The sequence below is a fragment of the Sphingomonas sp. 4RDLI-65 genome (assembly GCF_049472435.1).
In the GTDB taxonomy this organism is placed as follows: Bacteria; Pseudomonadota; Alphaproteobacteria; order Sphingomonadales; family Sphingomonadaceae; genus Sphingomonas.
The window spans coordinates 1-17,663 of record NZ_JBCEBT010000004.1 but is presented as its reverse complement, the minus strand read 5'-3'; the positions used below and the strand labels follow the sequence as shown (position 1 = coordinate 17,663).

General features: G+C 63.4%; 6 protein-coding genes, 3 tRNA genes and 2 rRNA genes. 3 read left to right on the top strand and 8 right to left on the bottom strand.

The window, feature by feature from the left end:
- Nucleotides 1-312: 312 nt before the first annotated feature.
- Both VH567_RS10740 and VH567_RS10735 read right to left on the bottom strand, forming a co-directional pair.
- Nucleotides 313-1,980 (bottom strand): MFS transporter, encoded by a 1,668-nt coding sequence (locus VH567_RS10740; protein WP_423325921.1) that lies wholly within the window; start codon nucleotides 1,978-1,980, stop codon nucleotides 313-315.
- A gap of 50 nt (nucleotides 1,981-2,030) precedes the next feature.
- Entirely contained in the window at nucleotides 2,031-3,503 is a 1,473-nt protein-coding gene (locus VH567_RS10735) for a DcaP family trimeric outer membrane transporter (protein WP_423325919.1), read from the bottom strand.
- A gap of 145 nt (nucleotides 3,504-3,648) precedes the next feature.
- Here VH567_RS10735 and acs point away from each other — a divergent pair, with 145 nt between their 5' ends.
- Together acs and VH567_RS10725 are read left to right on the top strand one after the other, a co-directional pair.
- Entirely contained in the window at nucleotides 3,649-5,604 is a 1,956-nt protein-coding gene (acs, locus tag VH567_RS10730; protein WP_423325917.1) for an acetate--CoA ligase, read from the top strand.
- On the top strand, nucleotides 5,601-6,224 hold the full coding sequence (locus VH567_RS10725; RefSeq protein ID WP_423325915.1) for a response regulator: 624 nt from the start codon (nucleotides 5,601-5,603) through the stop codon (nucleotides 6,222-6,224). The genes acs and VH567_RS10725 overlap by 4 nt, the downstream gene beginning before the upstream one ends.
- Nucleotides 6,225-6,430: 206 nt before the next feature.
- Here VH567_RS10725 and VH567_RS10720 read toward each other — a convergent pair whose 3' ends face one another.
- Complete coding sequence (locus VH567_RS10720; protein ID WP_423325913.1) at nucleotides 6,431-9,724, bottom strand: PAS-domain containing protein; 3,294 nt, start codon at nucleotides 9,722-9,724, stop codon at nucleotides 6,431-6,433.
- Nucleotides 9,725-10,369: 645 nt separating this feature from the next.
- Here VH567_RS10720 and VH567_RS10715 point away from each other — a divergent pair.
- Nucleotides 10,370-13,096, top strand: coding sequence for a TonB-dependent receptor plug domain-containing protein (locus VH567_RS10715; protein ID WP_423325911.1), 2,727 nt, complete (start codon nucleotides 10,370-10,372; stop codon nucleotides 13,094-13,096).
- A gap of 252 nt (nucleotides 13,097-13,348) precedes the next feature.
- On the opposite strand, the gene VH567_RS10710 is transcribed toward VH567_RS10715, so the two are convergent.
- The 5 genes from VH567_RS10710 to VH567_RS10690 form a co-directional block, all read right to left on the bottom strand.
- Nucleotides 13,349-13,425: transfer RNA gene (locus VH567_RS10710), tRNA-Met, on the bottom strand.
- 82 nt (nucleotides 13,426-13,507) lie between these two features.
- Nucleotides 13,508-13,622: ribosomal RNA gene (gene rrf / locus VH567_RS10705) — 5S ribosomal RNA — on the bottom strand.
- Nucleotides 13,623-13,875: 253 nt separating this feature from the next.
- Nucleotides 13,876-16,671 (bottom strand): 23S ribosomal RNA (locus VH567_RS10700).
- A gap of 503 nt (nucleotides 16,672-17,174) precedes the next feature.
- A tRNA-Ala gene (locus VH567_RS10695) sits at nucleotides 17,175-17,250 on the bottom strand.
- Between the two features lie 74 nt (nucleotides 17,251-17,324).
- Nucleotides 17,325-17,401 (bottom strand) — tRNA-Ile (locus tag VH567_RS10690).
- Nucleotides 17,402-17,663 lie beyond the last annotated feature (262 nt).

Genomic DNA, 17,663 nt, shown 5'->3' with positions numbered 1-17,663 from the left:
CAGCTTTCGCTGGCGAGACGGTTTCGCGTTGGGGCGGCGTCGACGAACGTAGGACCGTCCGCGCTCTTGTTCTCCCGCGGAGGCGGGAGCCCAGTCTGGATCCCCGCCTTCGCGGGGAAACATGCTGTCGTCGGTTGGCAAGGGTTGGGTCCCGGCTGCCCCGGACTCAAAGCAATCCTCCCCCGCCAGGGGGAGGTGGCAGGCGTCAGCCTGACGGAGGGGGCGGCCCGCGGAGCAACGGCTCCGTGTCCTCCCCCCCGTCGCCTTAGGCGCCACCTCCCCTTGCGGGAGAGGATCGTTCAGACCTTCAAATCACCCGTGCAGCGACCGGCGGAACGTCTCCGGCAGGAACACCAGCCCGACCAGCGCCGTCACCGCGCACGCGACGATCGGATACCAGAGGCCGTAATAGATATCCCCGGTCGCAGCCACCATCGCGAACGCCGCGGTCGGCAGGAACCCGCCGAACCAGCCATTGCCGATATGATACGGCAGCGACATCGAGGTGTAACGGATCCGCGTCGGGAACAGCTCGACCAGCAGCGCCGCGATCGGCCCGTAGACCATCGTCACGTACAGCACGAGCAGGACGAGGATCGCGACCACCTTGGGCTTGTTGATCTGCGCCGGGTCCGCCTTCTCGGGATATCCAACAGCGGTCAGCGCGGTCTTCACTTCGCCACCGAACGCCTTGATCGCCGCTGCCTTCTCAGGGCCCGAGACGACCGCTGGGTTGACGACCGGGATGGTCGCGCCGCCGATATGGATCTGCGCAACCGTGCCCGCGGGTGCGACGACGTTGGCATACGAGATGCCCGCCTTAGCCAGATACGCCTTGGCGATGTCGCACGAGCTGCTGTCGAACTTGTTCTTGCCGACCGGATCGAACTGCACCGAACATTCGTCGGGATTGGCGACGACGCTCACCGGCGAATTGGCCTGCGCTGCATACAGCGCGGGGTTGGCCGCCTTCGACAGTTCGTGGAACAGCGGCATGTAGGTCAGTGCCGCCAGCGCGCAGCCGGTCAGGATGATCCATTTCCGCCCGATCTTGTCCGACAGCCAGCCGAAGAAGATGAATGCGGGCGTGGCGATCAACAGCGCGATCGCGATCAGGACGTTGGTGGTCGGCCCGTCGACGCGCAAATTCTTCTCGAGAAAGAACAGCGCGTAGAACTGGCTGGTGTAGAACACGACGCCCTGGCCGACGACCGCACCGAACAGCGCGATCAGCACGACCTTGAGATTGCTCCACTGCCCGAACGCCTCGGTCAGCGGTGCCTTCGAGGTCTTGCCCTCGTCCTTCATCTTCTGAAACACCGGGCTCTCTTCGAGCTGCATGCGGATCCAGAGCGACACCGCCAGCAACGCGATCGAGACGATGAACGGAATGCGCCAGCCCCATGCCGCGAACGCTTCTTCGCCGACCAGCGTGCGCACGCCGATCACGATCAGCAACGCCGCGAACAGCCCGAGCGACGCGGTGGTCTGGATGAAGCTGGTGAACAGGCCGCGCTTCTTGTCGGGCGCGTGCTCGGCGACATAGGTCGCGGCCCCGCCATATTCGCCGCCGAGCGCCAAGCCCTGCAACAGCCGCAGCACGACCAGCGCGATCGGCGCGGCAACGCCGACCGACGCGTAGCTGGGAAGCAGACCGACCAGGAACGTCGAAAGCCCCATGATCGCCATCGTGACGAGGAAGGTGTTCTTGCGCCCGACGACGTCGCCGATCCGCCCGAACACCAGCGCGCCGAACGGCCGCACCGCAAACCCGGCCGCGAACGCCGCCAATGCGAAGATGAACCCGGTCGTCTCGTTGACGCCCGAGAAGAACTGCGCGGTGATGATCGTCGCGAGCAGGCCGTAGAGATAGAAATCATACCATTCGAACACCGCCCCCAGCGAGGAGGCGATGATGATCAGCGGCTGGCTCTGTTTCACGTGCCCAAGGGGCGAAGCGTCCCCCGTTGTCGTCGCCATGGCGGTGTCCTCTCAGGTGGGTTGGGTGGGGATTCTGGAGCGTCGGGCAATCAGAACCCGTATTTGAATGCGAATTCGAGGCGGTCGAGCGCGCCGGTGTCACCCGAGACCAGCTCGCGGACCGCGTGACGATATTCCACGCCGATGTCGAAGCCCTTGCCCGGCGACCAGAACAGGTTGCCGGCGCCGCCATAGGACTTGGCGTTGGCCAGCCCCGTGACGATCACGCCCGCCGGATAATTGGCGGATTGGTAGCTGCCCATGACCGTCGAGTGGATCGCATCGGTCCAGCCGATCCGCAGCGCCGCGAAGCCCGCGAAATTGTCGATCCGCTCGAGCTGGGTCGCGGCGCCGCCGTAGATCGCGTCGGGCACGTATCCCAGTCCGAGGTACCGACCGATGCCTTGCCCGTAGGTCGCCATGAAGCGCAGGTCGTGACGCTTGCCGATGGGGATTTTGCCGGACCCGGACACGCCCCAGCCGAAGACGGTATCGCCGCTGCCCAGCGTATCGGTGCGCAGCTCGCGCGCGATGCCGGCCAGCGCGAAATCGCCGAATGTCGACTTCCAGTTCACCCGTGCCACCACGTCGGGCAGGCGGTCGTCATCCGTGTCGACCAGCGCCGCGTTGGCCGGCAGCGCGGTTTCCGTCTCGGGGTTCTCGGCCGCGATCTGCAACGTCAGCCCGGATCGCAACGGGATAGTGTAGCGGACCTGGGCCTGGCGGTTGAACACCGTGCCGTCCAGCGGTCCGACGAAATCCGTCGTCTCCGGCAGCACGGCGATGTTCTGGAAGGTCGACCATTCCTGCCCGACCAGCAAATTGCCATATTCGATGAAGCCACGGCGGAAGGTGGGCGTGTACGGATTGGTCGCGCGTTGCGCGCCGACCGGCGCCGTCGCGAGCGCGAAATCGAACTCCACCAGCGTCTTGATGTCGGTGCCGTTCATCGGCGTGGACGTGCTGAACTGCAGGCGGGTCTGGCGCGCGGAGAGCAGCAGGTCCTGGCTGGAGAACCCGCCGCCGACCGGAATCTGCTGCGGCAGGAAGAACTCCTTGCCCAGCCCGCCGACTGCGGCCTCGCCATCGTTGTAGCGGCTGGCAATGACGTTGAGGCGAACGAAGCCGCCCAGCTTGACCGTCGTGTTGCCGACGCGAAAACCGTCGGCCGGTGCCGAATTTGTCGCGACAGGCTTGGCCTGGGTCACATTGGTCGCGCCGGGCGATCGGCCCGGCGACTCGGATGCCGCGCTCATCGAAGACGCGGTCATGGGATTGGCGTTCATGGGAGACGCGGTCATGGAAGACGCGTTCGCGGAATTCGGGGCGATCGGCGTCGCGGCCGTCGCCCGCGCCGCGGTCAACTCGCCGCGCAGATCCTGCACGGCGGCTTCGAGCGCCTTCAACCGCGTCTCGAGCTCCACTTCGCGCGCGGTCTGCGCCTGCGCCACGCCCGGTACCAGCGCGGTCCCGCCAAGCAACGCCGCCAACGCCAGTCGCGTCCTGAACGCCATAGATGTCATCCCCGTCTCCATGCTCTCCCACTGGTCTTGCGCGTGGAATTAGCGTCGTCATCATGCCGCATTGCGTCGCGTCGTCCATCCCTTACTTTGGTGAGGGATGATCGCCCGAACACGACCGCGTACAGCGCGGCAAAAGGAGAGCCAGATGACCGAGGCCAGCTATCCCGTCCCCGCGGAATGGGCGAAGGACGCCCTGATCGACGCCGCCGCCTATGACCGGATGTACGCCGAGGCCGCGACCGATCCCGACGCGTTCTGGGCGAAGGAGGCCAAGCGGCTCGACTGGATCGTGGCTCCGACGAAGATCAAGGATACGTCGTTCGACGAGAGCGACTTCCACATCCGCTGGTTCGAGGACGGGCAGCTCAACGTCGCCGCCAACTGCGTCGATCGCCATGCCGACGCGCGGCCGGATGCGACCGCCATCCTGTGGGAAGGCGACGACCCCGCCGACGACCGCGCGATTTCGTACGCCGAACTCCGCGACGAAGTGTCGAAGCTCGGCAACGCGCTGAAGGCGAAGGGCGTCCAGAAGGGCGACCGCGTCACCATCTATCTGCCGATGATCCCCGAGGCGGCGTTCGCGATGCTCGCCTGCGCGCGGATCGGCGCGATCCATTCGGTCGTCTTCGGCGGCTTCTCGCCCGAGAGCCTGTGCAACCGCATCCACGACTGCGACAGCCGCATCGTCATCACCGCCGACGAAGGCCTGCGCGGCGGCAAGACCGTGCCTCTTAAGGCCAACGTCGACGCGGCACTCGACCACGGCGATCTCGCGGTCGAGACCGTCATCGTCGTCCGTCGCACCGGCGGCAAGGTGACGATGACCGAAGGCCGCGACTGCTGGTACTCGGACTGCGTAGAGGGCCAGTCGGCCGACTGCGTACCCGAGCCGATGAACGCCGAGGACCCGCTGTTCATTCTCTACACCAGCGGCTCGACCGGCCAGCCCAAGGGCGTGCTGCACTCGACCGGCGGCTATCTGGTCTGGGCGTCGATGACGCACGAGTACGTCTTCAATTACCGCCCCGGCGAGATCTTCTGGTGCGCCGCCGACGTCGGCTGGGTCACCGGCCACACCTATTCGCTGTACGGCGCACTCGCGAACGGGGCCACGACGGTGATGTTCGAGGGCGTACCGAATTACCCCGACCACAGCCGGTTCTGGCAAATCGTCGACAAATACCAGGTCAACATCCTCTACACCGCACCGACCGCGCTCCGTTCATTGATGCGCGAAGGCGATGACTGGGTCACGCGCACCAGCCGCAAGTCGCTCCGCCTGCTCGGCTCGGTCGGCGAACCGATCAATCCCGAGGCGTGGAACTGGTATCACAATGTCGTCGGTGACGGCCGCTGCCCGATCGTCGACACCTGGTGGCAGACCGAGACCGGCGGCCACATGATCAGCCCCCTCCCCGGCGCCACCGCGCTGAAACCCGGCAGCGCGACCAAACCATTGTTCGGCGTGCTCCCCGAGCTGGTCGACGCGGACGGCAAAGTCCTCGACGGCGCGGTCGAGGGCAACCTCGTCATCGCCGACAGCTGGCCGGGCCAGATGCGGACCGTGTGGAACGATCACGAACGCTTCTTCCAGACCTATTTCTCGACCTATCCCGGCAAGTATTTCACGGGCGATGGCTGCCGCCGCGACGAGGACGGCTATTACTGGATCACTGGCCGCGTCGACGATGTCATCAACGTCAGCGGCCACCGCATGGGCACAGCCGAAGTCGAGAGCGCTTTGGTCGCCCACGCGAAGGTCGCCGAAGCCGCGGTCGTCGGCATGCCGCACGACGTGAAGGGCCAGGGCATCTACGCCTATGTCACCCTGAACGCGAACGCCGAACCGAGCGAAGACCTGCGCAAGGAACTCGTCCAGTGGGTCCGCCGCGAGATCGGCCCGATCGCGACCCCCGACATCCTCCAGTTCGCCCCCGCGCTCCCGAAGACGCGCTCGGGAAAAATCATGCGCCGCATTCTGCGGAAAATCGCGGAGAACCAGCTCGACCAGCTCGGCGACACCTCGACGCTCGCCGACCCCGCGGTGGTCGACGCCTTGATCGCCGGCCGCGAGGAGGCCATCCCCGTACCGGCATGACCCGAACGATCCTGATCGCCGACGACCACCCGCTGTTCCGCCAGGCGCTCAAACTGGCGGTCAGCCGTGCCGCGCCCGACGCGGCGGTGATCGAGGCGGGGCAGCTCTGCGAGGCGGTCGACGCGGTGCGCGGTGCCGAGCGGCTCGACCTGATCCTGCTCGACCTGCGCATGCCGGGATCGGAAGGGTTCGCCGGCGTGGCGCTCCTCCACGCCGAACGGCCCGATACGCCGATCATGGTGATCTCGTCGGCGGACGAAGCCGAAGCTGCCCCCCGTGCGAGGGCGTATGGTGCGGTCGGCTTCGTCTCCAAAACCGCCGACCTCGCCACGCTGGAAAACGCCGTAGCCCGAGCCCTAGCCGGCGAACGCGACGCGCCAACCGAGGGCGCCCCCGTCGACGAAATGTCGACCCGCGTCGCCAGCCTCACCCCCACCGAGCTGAAAGTCCTGCTCGGTGTTTTAGCCGGTCGCCTGAACAAGCAAGTCGCCTTCGACCTCGGCATCTCGGAGGGCACGGTAAAAGGCCACATGACCGCCATCCTCCGAAAACTCGGCGTCCAGAACCGAACGCAGGCGGTGCTGGCGGCAAGGGCGATGGACATCCACTTCGCCGACTGAGTTCAGCACCATCCGCCAGCCCTCCATCGGGGTCCCTCTCTCTCCCGCTCGTCCCGAGTAGCCGTCGAGTAGCGGCGAAGCCGCGTATCGAGACGGCGTATCGACGGACAGGTTGGCGTGCGGGACCCATACCTCGATACGAGCCCTCGATACACCCCAAGTGGGCTACTCGGTCTCTACTCGGCACGAACGGCGATGGGGCTGGACTACATAATTCGCGCCGCGGCCGCCGAAGCCTCCTCGATAAACCGCCACAGATCCGCCGGCACCACCGGCTTCGTCAGCACGACAAGCCCCGCACACCGCGGATCATCCACAACCGCACGGTCCGCCGTTACCAGCGCAATCGCCGGCGCCGGCACCATCGCCCGTAACCGCGCGACCACGTCGAGCCCATCCTCCGCCTCGTCCAGATGATAGTCGACCAGCGCCACATCCGGCTCCTCGTCCGCCGCCAGCTCCATCGCCTCCGCGACCGTCGCCGCCAGCAACGGCACGCACCGCCGCGCACGCAACGCCGCATCGAGCGCCGACAGGATCGTCGCATCGTTATCGAGGCACAATACCCGCAACCCCGGCACCAGCGCGCGCGCCGCAGAGGGCGTCGGCAAAGCCACGTCCAACCCGGCAGGCGCCAACGGCACGCGCACGGCAAACGTCGTCCCGCGCCCCGGAGCCGACCGCAACTCCACCGCCACCCCGAGCAACCGCGCGATCCGCCGGACGATCGCCAGCCCCAGCCCGACGCCGCCACCCGCACTCCCCTTGCTCTCCAGCCGCTCGAACTCCTCGAAGATCCGCTCGCGATCCCCCGCCGCAATCCCCGGCCCGGCATCCCGCACCTCGATCAGCACATCGTCGCCCCTGCGCCGCGCCCCAATCCAGATCCGCCCATCCGCCGAATAGCGCACCGCATTCGACAGGAAATTCTGCAATATCGACCGTAGCAAAGACCGATCGGTCGCCACACTGAACGCCCCCGGATGCGACACCAACACCAGCCCCCGCTCCCCCGCCAACGGCGCGAACTGCACCGCCAGCTCCTCGATCAACGCCCCCAGCGCAAACCGCTCGACCTTCGGCACCACGCCCCCCGCATCGAGCCGCGACACGTCGAGCAACGCGCGCAACAACGTGTCCGCAGACCCGATCGCGCCATCGATCGCGCGCACCAGCTCGCCCTGATGTGGCACCCTGTCCTCATCGAGGCCCTCGTCGAGCGCCGCACAGAACAGCCGCGCCGCATGCAACGGCTGCAACAGATCATGGCTCGCCGCCGCCAGGAACCGCGTCTTGTCGCGCGTCGCAGTCTCCGCCACCGCGCGCGCTTCGTCGAGCATGTGGTTCGACCGCGCCAGATCCTGCGTCCGCGCGACCACCCGCGCCTCGAGATCCGCCTGCGCCTCCTTCTCCGCGGTGATGTCGGTGAAACTCTGCACGTACCCGCCGCCGGGCATCGGCCGCCCGACCATCTTGATCCACCGCCCCGACGGCCGCTGCCGCTCGAAACTATGCGGCGTGCCGCGCGCGAGATGCGCCACCCGCCGGCCGACATGCGCCGCGATGTCCCCGACCCCCTCACGCTCGGCATTGTAGCGGATCAGGTCGGCGATCGCGCGCCCGACGACGACATAGCCCTCGGGATAGTCGAACATCTCGACATAGCGCGGATTCCAAGCGACCAGCCGAAGGTCCGCATCGATCACGCTGACCCCCGGATCGATCGTCTCCAGCGTCGCCGACAGCAACGTGCGCGAGAACCGCAGCGAGCGCCCACGCTGGTCGAGCAGCCGCACCACGTCGCTGACGTCGATCGCCGACCCGGCGATGCTCGACGCGACGATCTTGCGCGCCGACGGTGCGCCGATCACGCCCGCGATCAGCCGCTCGGCGGTGCGCGCGGCTGGGCCGTCGATCGGCGCGCGCAGATCGGGCGAGGCCAAACCGATCGCCTCCGCCTCGCCGTCGCCGACGAACCGCGCGACCAGCATCCGCAATTCACCGAGCGTCGTGACATGGTCGAGCGCCGCGTTCCCCCGATGCCGCTCGCGAAAGTGCAGACCGGCGATCAGCGCGATGTTGACGCCCAGACTCCACACCGTGCCGTTGACCAAAGGCGAGCCGATCCGCCAGCCGAGCAACGCATCGGGATCGAGCCATCCCCGCGTGAACTGCGCCAACGCCGGCCCAACACCCTCGCCGATCGACGGCAGCAACAGGCAATAGATCCAGACGACGACCCCACCGATCAGTCCAGCCCGCGCCGCGCTGTGATTGGCGAAATCCCACCCCACCGTCGCGATCAGCGCCGGCGCAAACTGCGCGACGCCCGCGAACGCGATCAGCCCGATCGACGCCAGCGGCAGGTCCGCCCCGAGACTCCGGCCATACAGCAACGCAACCGCGACGATCGCCGCGATGATGACCCGCCGCACGCGCAGCATCCGCCGGCCAAGCTCACCCTCGCCCGCCTCGCCGTGGCGCCGCAGCAGCAGCGGCGCGAGCAAATCGTTGGTCGCCATCGTCGACAGCGCGATCGTCTCGACCACCACCATCGCCGTCGCCGCCGAGAACCCGCCGATGAACGCGATCAGCGCGACCAGATGCTTGCCCTGCTCCAAAGGCACAGCGAGCACGTATAGATCGGGCTCGGCATCGCCCGGCAACAGCGTCATCCCCGCCAGCGCCAGCGGCAGCACGAGCAGCGAGATCGCCACCATATACGCGATGAACGGGCCCCGCGCCCGAGCGATCGCGTCGGGGCCACGCGCCTCGATCACCCCGACATAGAATTGCCGCGGCAGGCATAGGATCGCCAGCGCCGAAAGCAGCGTCCGCACCCAGAAATCCGACGATAGCGCGCCCCAGGTGAAGCCGGACCGAAGCCGCGTGAGCGGCGCCGCCAGCGTCTCCGCGGGCACGTCGGCGAGCAGCGCCACCGTCACCACGCCGAGCACGACGAAGCACAGCAGCTTGATCAGCGACTCCGCCGCGATCGCCGCCACCACGCCGGGGTTGCGCCCCGCCACCTCATACCGTCGCGCACCGAACAGGATCGCGAACACCGCGAGCAGCAGCGCGACCAGCACGCCGACCTCCGTCGAACTGCCGACGCCCGCGATCGCACCGAAACTCAGCGTCACCGACCGCAACTGGAGCGCGATGTACGGCACCGACGCGAGCAGCGCCGTCCCCGCGACGATCGCCGCGGTGCCCCGACTGCGCCCATAGCGCGCGGAGATGAAGTCCGAGATCGAACTGGACCCCTCCTCGCGCGCCAGCCGCACCAGCCGCGCGAGAAACTTCGGCGCGAGCAGGAAGACCAGCACCGGCCCGAGATAGATGGCGAGATAATCCCAGCCCCGCGTCGCGGCGGTGCCGACCCCGCCGAAGAACGTCCAACTGCTGCAATACACCGCCAGCGACAGCGGATACGCGATCCGCCCCATGCGCCGCGACAACCCGCGCCGATCGACGACCCAGGCGATCCCGAACAGCAACGCGCCATACGCCAGGATGGCGAGAACGATGCTTGGCCCGCTAATTCTGCATCTCCCCCATTCGCTCGTGCCCCGAACCCGTTAGCGCGAGCCCCGCTAGCGCGTGACCGCATCGGCGGCTCCAGCCGACTGCCACGCATGATGCTCTATCACGATCCGCGGCGTCATCCCCAACGGGGCGGCTAAAGATGATTGCAGGCGCGCGATATCCGCGACTCCGCCCCCCGGCACGATAGCGAGCCGACGCACGCAGCTCACACCACTTGCGACAAAATTGCAACATTATGACAAAAGCGCCCGGTTAGGACATATTTTCGATTGTCAAAATGCCCCCGCTATGGCGACTTCCTGCAATGCGCGTGTGTCACCGATATGACGGTGAGCAAGCAGCCGGTGTCCCGGTCCGTCGGACGATCAGTCGAGGAGGGTCTATGTTGCACGCTGCCGTTCGCCTTCCCCGCCACGATCGAGACGTCGCGCCACGTCGGCCCATGCGCACGATATTCGTACCGTTCGGACGACCCTGTCGCTCCGACCATGCCGAAGATCCAGACACGCTCAGACGCGCCGAACGCAATCGGTGGTCCGGAGCGGGGATGAACTAGGGGGAGGATCCTGAAAGCCACTTTTCAAAGGGGGCTTAGGATGATCAAGTACACGACCTCGACCGTCGCATTGGCGGTTGCATTGCTATCGGGGTCCGCGGCCTATGCGGCCAGGCCCGATTCCGCGTTGAACGCTGCTCCGCTCCCACTCCAGGATACCGCCCCCCAGGATACGGCGCCCCAGGATGCCCCCCCCCAGGATGCAGCGGCGGCGGCTACCGAACCGGGCAGCGACATCGTCATCCTCGGCACCCGACGCACCGATCGCACGCTCGCCAACTCGCCGTCTCCGGTCGACGTCATCAGCGCGGCCGAACTCTCCTCGCAACCTGCCGCCAACATGCTCGACGCGCTGAAGAACATCGTGCCGTCCTTTTACGTCGGGCAGAACTCGATCTCCGACGCCTCGACCTTCGTGCGCTCGCCGTCGCTCCGTGGCCTGTCGGGCGATCAGGTGCTGGTGATGCTGAACGGCAAGCGCTACAATAGGTCGGCACTGGTGCAGGTCTATGGAGGCAGCGACACCGGGCTCGGCCGCGGTGCCCAGGGCCCCGACATTTCCGCGATCCCGTCGCTCGCGATCGGCAATCTGCAGGTTCTGCGCGAAGGCGCCACCGCGCAATATGGCTCGGACGCGATCGCCGGCGTGCTCAACTACGGGCTGCGCCAGGATCAGGGAATCGAACTGGTCGGTCGCGCGGGCCAATATTATGCCGGCGACGGTGAGAGCTATCAGATCGCGGGCAATGCAGGGCTGAAGGGGGATTGGGGCTTCATCAACGCGACCGCCGAATATGTCGACGAGGGCCAGACCAGCCGCGGCCGGACGCGCCCGTCGGCGGCGAACTTCGCACAGAACTTCCCGGCGCTGGCGTCGCAGCTGCCCAATTATCCCGGTCCAGTGCAGATCTGGGGCAACTCGCCCTCGCACGGCTTCAAGTCGGTGCTGAACGCGGCGATCAACGTCACGCCGGACAGCAAGCTCTATTTCTTCGGCAACTTCGCGCAGAGCAAGGGCAATCAGAGTTTCAACTATCGTGCCCCGGTGAGCAGCACCGCGGTGGATTCGAACGGTGTGGTCCGCAATCAGGGCGCGAACGGCGCGTTCAACAACACCTTCTTCCTGACCCCCTGCCCCACCGGCAACGCGACATGCCAGGCCGGCGGCTTCGTCCGGGACGGTAACACCTTCAAATTCGGTACGCTCTACCCGGCGGGCTTCACGCCGCGCTTTGTCGGCAAGACGCAGGAACTGTACGGCGTGCTCGGCTACAAAGGCACCAGCGGCGATTTCAGCTATGACCTGTCGGGCACGCTGGCCCGCAACAAGCTGTCGTTATCGATGTATGATTCGGCCAACTTCTCCTATGGCCCGGCGACGCAGACGAGCTTCGATTTCGGTGACCTGATCCAGAAGGAGGTCAATTTCAACGCCGACTTCACCTATGCGGCGGACCTCGGTTTCGCGGCGCCGCTGACCATCTCGGCGGGTGGCGAATTCCGCAAGGAAACCTACGAACAGACCGCGGGCGATCTGCAATCCTACGCCGCTGGTCCCTATGCCGTCGCGCAGCGGCTCTACGATCAGACCGCGCCGGGCGTGTATACACTCTTCACGCCCCCCAGCCCCAATACCACGCTGGGTGCACCGCAGGGCGTCGGCGCCAGTGGCTATGCCGGCACCAGCCCGGCTACCGCCGGCAAATTCGACCAGAAGGCCTATGCCGCCTATGTCGGTCTCGAAACCGATCTCACCGAAAAGCTGACGGTCGGTGCAGCGGGTCGCTACGAGCATTACAACACGTTCGGCAGCGCTTGGGTCGGCAAGGTCAACGCGCTCTATAAGCTGGTCGAGGGTCTCTCGGTCCGCGGCAGCTTCGGCACCGGCTTCCATGCGCCGTCACCGGGCCAGTCGAACGTCTCGATCGTCACGACGTCGTTCAACAACGGCAACGCGTTCCAGGCGGGCACCTATCCGGTCAACAGCGCACCGGCGCAATATTACGGCGCCCAGCCGCTGACCCCGGAAAAGTCGACCAACTACGGCCTCGGCGTCATTCTAGAGCCGGTCCGCAGCATGACGATTACGGTCGACGGCTACCAGATCGACCTGCGTAACCGCATCGGCCTGACCTCGCCGTTCATCGTCAACGATGCGGCAGTCGCGGCGCAACCGGCGCTGCTGCCGGTCGGTGTCGGCGGACAGGTTCAGTATTTCACCAACGGCTTCAAGACGCGCACACGGGGTGTCGACGTCGTTGCCACCTACCGGACCAAACTCAGCGAGGCCCTGCTCAATTTCTCGCTGGCCTATAACTACAACGACACCAAGGTCGTCGACTTCGACGCCCGCGTGGTCAGCACCGCGCAGTTGATCGATGCCGAAAACCTCGCGCCCAAGCACCGCATCGTCTTCAACGCGAACTGGTCGCTGGACAATCTGAGTTTCAACGTCCGCGAGAATTACTATAGCTCGTTCACCAGCGCGCAGGATTACGGCCAGACCAACGGCGTTGCGAACCAGGTGTTCGGCGGCAAGTTCGTCACCGACCTCGAACTCAGCTACACCTTCGCGGAGCACTTCACGCTCTCGGTCGGCGCGCAGAATTTCACCGACGAGCGTCCCGATCGGCTTGCCGCGACCGGGACGGTTCAGATCTATCCGCTTACCGGCGGCACCTCGGATGGACAGGTCTACCCCCGCAGTGGCGGCCCATTCGGCTTCAACGGCGGCTTCTACTACACGCGCCTGCGCGTAAAATACTGACGAGCCGTGGGGGGGGCGCCATCGGCGTCCCCACAATGTCCTGCAGACGGTTGGGACGAGGAGTTCGGCGCTGGAGCTGAGGCAGCGACAGCACAAACGTGGGCGCTAGGAATTGGGAGTAGCCCCGTAAACGGAAAGCTACATCGGAAAGTCCCGGTCTATTTCGAATGGCTGGGCGTCCCGATGCTGCAAGTGCCAGAAACGACGACAGCCCCGTGGCTTGCGCTACGGGGCTAGGATTGTCGTTGGGTATGGTTGCGGGGACAGGATTTGAACCTGTGACCTTCAGGTTATGAGCCTGACGAGCTACCGGGCTGCTCCACCCCGCGACGGTCCGGTTAGGGACGGTGGGTGTAGAAGACGTTGTGAATGGGTTTAGATATGTGTGTTGCATGTTGCACGGGCTTCAATGCCTGGCGACGACCTACTCTTCCATCGCTTGAGCGATAGTACCATTGGCGCAGTCGGGTTTCACGGCCGAGTTCGGAATGGGATCGGGTGGGACACCGACGCTATAGCCACCAGGCAATGGAGCCGGTGCGACATGCGTTGCGCGTCATATCTGGGTCCCCACCTTGGCCTTGCGGCCTTGGTGGGGTTTTAAAATCGATACCGTGCATGGTTTGTAGCCAGCCTCTCGGAACACCGAGTGCTGGTGTAGTGGTATTTGGACCAATCCCTCGACGGCGAGGGGATTGGCAATCTGGCGTCGTCTTAATCATCCGCACTATCGTTGGCTAACTGGGCGAACCCAGTGTTGTCATTGATGGTGTGAGACTCTCAAGCGCGAATAGAGCAATTAGTATCGGTTAGCTCCATGCGTTACCGCACTTCTACATCCGATCTATCAACGTCGTGGTCTCCGACGGCTCTATGAAATCTTATCTCGAGGGAGGCTTCCCGCTTAGATGCTTTCAGCGGTTATCCCGTCCATACATAGCTACCCAGCTGCGCTCCTGGCGGAACGACTGGTACACCAGAGGTATGTTCAACCCGGTCCTCTCGTACTAGGGTCAACTCCTCTCAAATTTCGACGCCCACGGCAGATAGGGACCAAACTGTCTCGCGACGTTCTGAACCCAGCTCACGTACCACTTTAATTGGCGAACAGCCAAACCCTTGGGACCTGCTCCAGCCCCAGGATGTGATGAGCCGACATCGAGGTGCCAAACAACCCCGTCGATATGAGCTCTTGGGGGTTATCAGCCTGTTATCCCCGGCGTACCTTTTATCCGTTGAGCGATGGCCCTTCCACGAGGGACCACCGGATCACTATGACCGACTTTCGTCTCTGCTCGACTTGTCAGTCTCGCAGTCAGGCGGGCTTATGCCATTGCACTCTAACAGACGGTTTCCGACCGTCCTGAGCCCACCATTGCGCGCCTCCGTTACTCTTTAGGAGGCGACCGCCCCAGTCAAACTACCCGCCACAGAGGGTCCCTGTTCCGGCTTACGGAACGAGGTTAGACATCAGAAACAAACAGGGTGGTATTTCACCTATGGCTCCACATCAGCTGGCGCCGATGCTTCAAAGCCTCCCACCTATGCTACACAGTTTCTTCCTAATGCCACTCTGAAGCTGCAGTAAAGGTGCACGGGGTCTTTCCGTCTAACCGCGGGTACTCCGCATCTTCACGGAGAATTCAATTTCGCTGAGCATGTCCTGGAGACAGTGGGGAAGTCGTTACGCCATTCGTGCAGGTCGGAACTTACCCGACAAGGAATTTCGCTACCTTAGGACCGTTATAGTTACGGCCGCCGTTTACCTGGGCTTCATTTCAGAGCTTGCACCCCTCCACTTAACCTTCAGGCACCGGGCAGGCGTCAGGCCCTATACGTCGTCTTGAAGCCGACTTAGCAGAGCCCTGTGTTTTTGCTAAACAGTCGCTACCCCCTGGCCTGTGCCCCCTCAAAGTGCTTGCGCATAGTGAGGGCCTCCTTCTTCCGAAGGTACGGAGGCAATTTGCCGAGTTCCTTCAGGACACTTCTCTCAAGCGCCTTGGTATACTCTACCTGACCACCTGTGTCGGTTTCGGGTACGGTCTATACGGTGGGGCTATTTCCTGGAACCATTTCGAAGCCATCCCAATCCGATAAGGGATGACAACACACATGATCCGTCACACACCACCAGGCCCACGAATATTAACGTGGTTCCCATCGACTACCCCCTTCGGGCTCGTCTTAGGGGCCGGCTCACCCTGCGCGGATTAGCCTTGCGCAGGAACCCTTGGTCTTTCGGCGAGAGGGCATCTCACCCTCTTTATCGCTACTCATGTCTGCATTCGCACTTCCGATACCTCCACGACCCATTACCAGATCGCTTCACAGGCTTACGGAACGCTCCGCTACCGCGTACCACATAAGTGGCACACCCTAAGCTTCGGCACGTATCTTGAGCCCCGTTACATCTTCGCCGCAGGACCTCTTGTTTAGACCAGTGAGCTGTTACGCTTTCTTTAAAGGATGGCTGCTTCTAAGCCAACCTCCTGGTTGTTTTGGAAGTCCCACATGCTTTCCCACTTAGATACGATTTGGGGGCCTTAGCTGTAGGTCAGGGCTGTTTCCCTTTTGACGACGGACCTTAGCACCCGCCGTCTGTCTCCCGCATATCACTCTTAGGTATTCGGAGTTTGGTTAGGTTTGGTAGATCTCGCGACCCCCTAGCCCATCCAGTGCTCTACCCCCTAAGGTGTTCGTGCGAGGCACTACCTCAATAGTTTTCGCGGAGAACCAGCTATTTCCCGGCTTGATTGGCCTTTCACCCCTAAACACAACTCATCCGGTAACTTTTCAACGTTAATCGGTTCGGACCTCCAGTGCATGTTACTGCACCTTCATCCTGGTCATGCCTAGATCGCCGGGTTTCGGGTCTAATACATCAAACTCTGGCGCCCTATTCAGACTCGCTTTCGCTGCGCCTACACCTATCGGCTTAAGCTTGCTTGATACATTAAGTCACAGACCCATTATGCAAGAGGTACGCTGTCAGGCCATAAAAGCCCTCCAACTGCTTGTAGGCAATCCGTTTCAGGTACTGTTTCACTCCCCTCATCGGGGTGCTTTTCACCTTTCCCTCACGGTACTAGTTCGCTATCGGTCACATACGAGTATTTAGGCTTGGAGGGTGGTCCCCCCATGTTCAGACAGAATTTCACGTGTTCCGCCCTACTCGAGTCCTGAATTCTCACTTTCGTATACGGGGCTGTCACCCGCTATGGCGTCACTTTCCAGAGACTTCTACTAGTTGAAATTCAGGCACTGGCCTGGTCCGCGTTCGCTCGCCACTACTAACGGAATCTCGGTTGATGTCTTTTCCTCCAGCTACTGAGATGTTTCAGTTCGCCGGGTTCGCTTCACGAAGCCTATGTATTCAGCTAAGTGATACCTAACCTAATTAACTCTACCCCAGCATTGCTGCTCAAGTAGAATTAATCGGGATAGGTGGGTTTCCCCATTCGGAAATCGTCGGGTCAATGCTTGCTCACAGCTCACCGACGCTTATCGCAGCGTGCCACGTCCTTCATCGCCTGTATGTGCCAAGGCATCCACGAATTGCCCTTACCTCACGCTTGAGAGTCCACACCACCAACGACATCACTGGGTGTCCTCTGGGAACCCATCAAAGTATTACTTTGATGGGAAGCCCAACGGATCACCAACTCGGCAGAGCAGTGCGCGTTGGCCTTTGTCAGGTGCGGATGATTATAATCTCAGCCAGATTATTTAGTATGATGATGTCGATATCTGGAGTCTCGAACCGCTCGTCTAATTCCCATCACGCCGAAGCGCTCTGCGAATTGCCGAAGCAATCCTCGTCTCCAAAATCGAGCACCTCACGGCATCGATTTTAAAAAACCCATTCACAATGTCAAATACGGGTCGTCTCGACCCAATCACCGTGCTCTCGCACGGCGAACCGTTTCTCTTCATCACCTGGATATGTGGTTAGCGTGTCGCCCAAAGCCCGCGCGCCGTCAGTCGCAGCAAAGCTGCGCCTTGTGGCGCGCTTTGTCGCGCTGGCCGGCCTTGGTGAAGTGCGCGGCAGCTTTGCTGCCTCGTCTCTTCTCCTGCGACTTGGTGGAGCCTATCGGGATCGAACCGATGACCTGATGCTTGCAAAGCAACCGCTCTCCCAGCTGAGCTAAGGCCCCCTACCAATTCGACCGAAGGTCCTCAAAGCCATGCCAAGGGCACAACCTGTCTGACCATTCGAGCTTTGCGAGAATGGTGGGCCGAGTAAGAGTTGAACTTACGACCTCACGCTTATCAGGCGTGCGCTCTAACCACCTGAGCTACCGGCCCCATTGGGATCCCATCAAAGTAGTACTTTGATGGGGCCCTTCTCGCCCTAAGCTGGTCCGAAGGACCGCTAGGCGGGAGGTGCCAGCTCAGGCTTCCACACCCTCTCGAGTGTGGATCCAGTTGATGAAGGGACATGAGGACGGCGGCTAATGTTCTTTGGAATGGAAGAAGCTCTTCCGACAGGGTGGCATCCGAAGATGCGGGCCTGTCGGCGCTTTCTGCCGATATCCTTAGAAAGGAGGTGATCCAGCCGCAGGTTCCC

Excerpts from the sequence above, each read along its gene's own strand:
- VH567_RS10715 (WP_423325911.1), top strand. The coding sequence starts at position 10,370 with ATGATCAAGTACACGACCTCGACCGTCGCATTGGCGGTTGCATTGCTA.
- VH567_RS10735 (WP_423325919.1), bottom strand. The coding sequence starts at position 3,503 with ATGACATCTATGGCGTTCAGGACGCGACTGGCGTTGGCGGCGTTGCTT.
- VH567_RS10740 (WP_423325921.1), bottom strand. The coding sequence starts at position 1,980 with ATGGCGACGACAACGGGGGACGCTTCGCCCCTTGGGCACGTGAAACAG.
- acs (WP_423325917.1), top strand. The coding sequence starts at position 3,649 with ATGACCGAGGCCAGCTATCCCGTCCCCGCGGAATGGGCGAAGGACGCC.
- VH567_RS10725 (WP_423325915.1), top strand. The coding sequence starts at position 5,601 with ATGACCCGAACGATCCTGATCGCCGACGACCACCCGCTGTTCCGCCAG.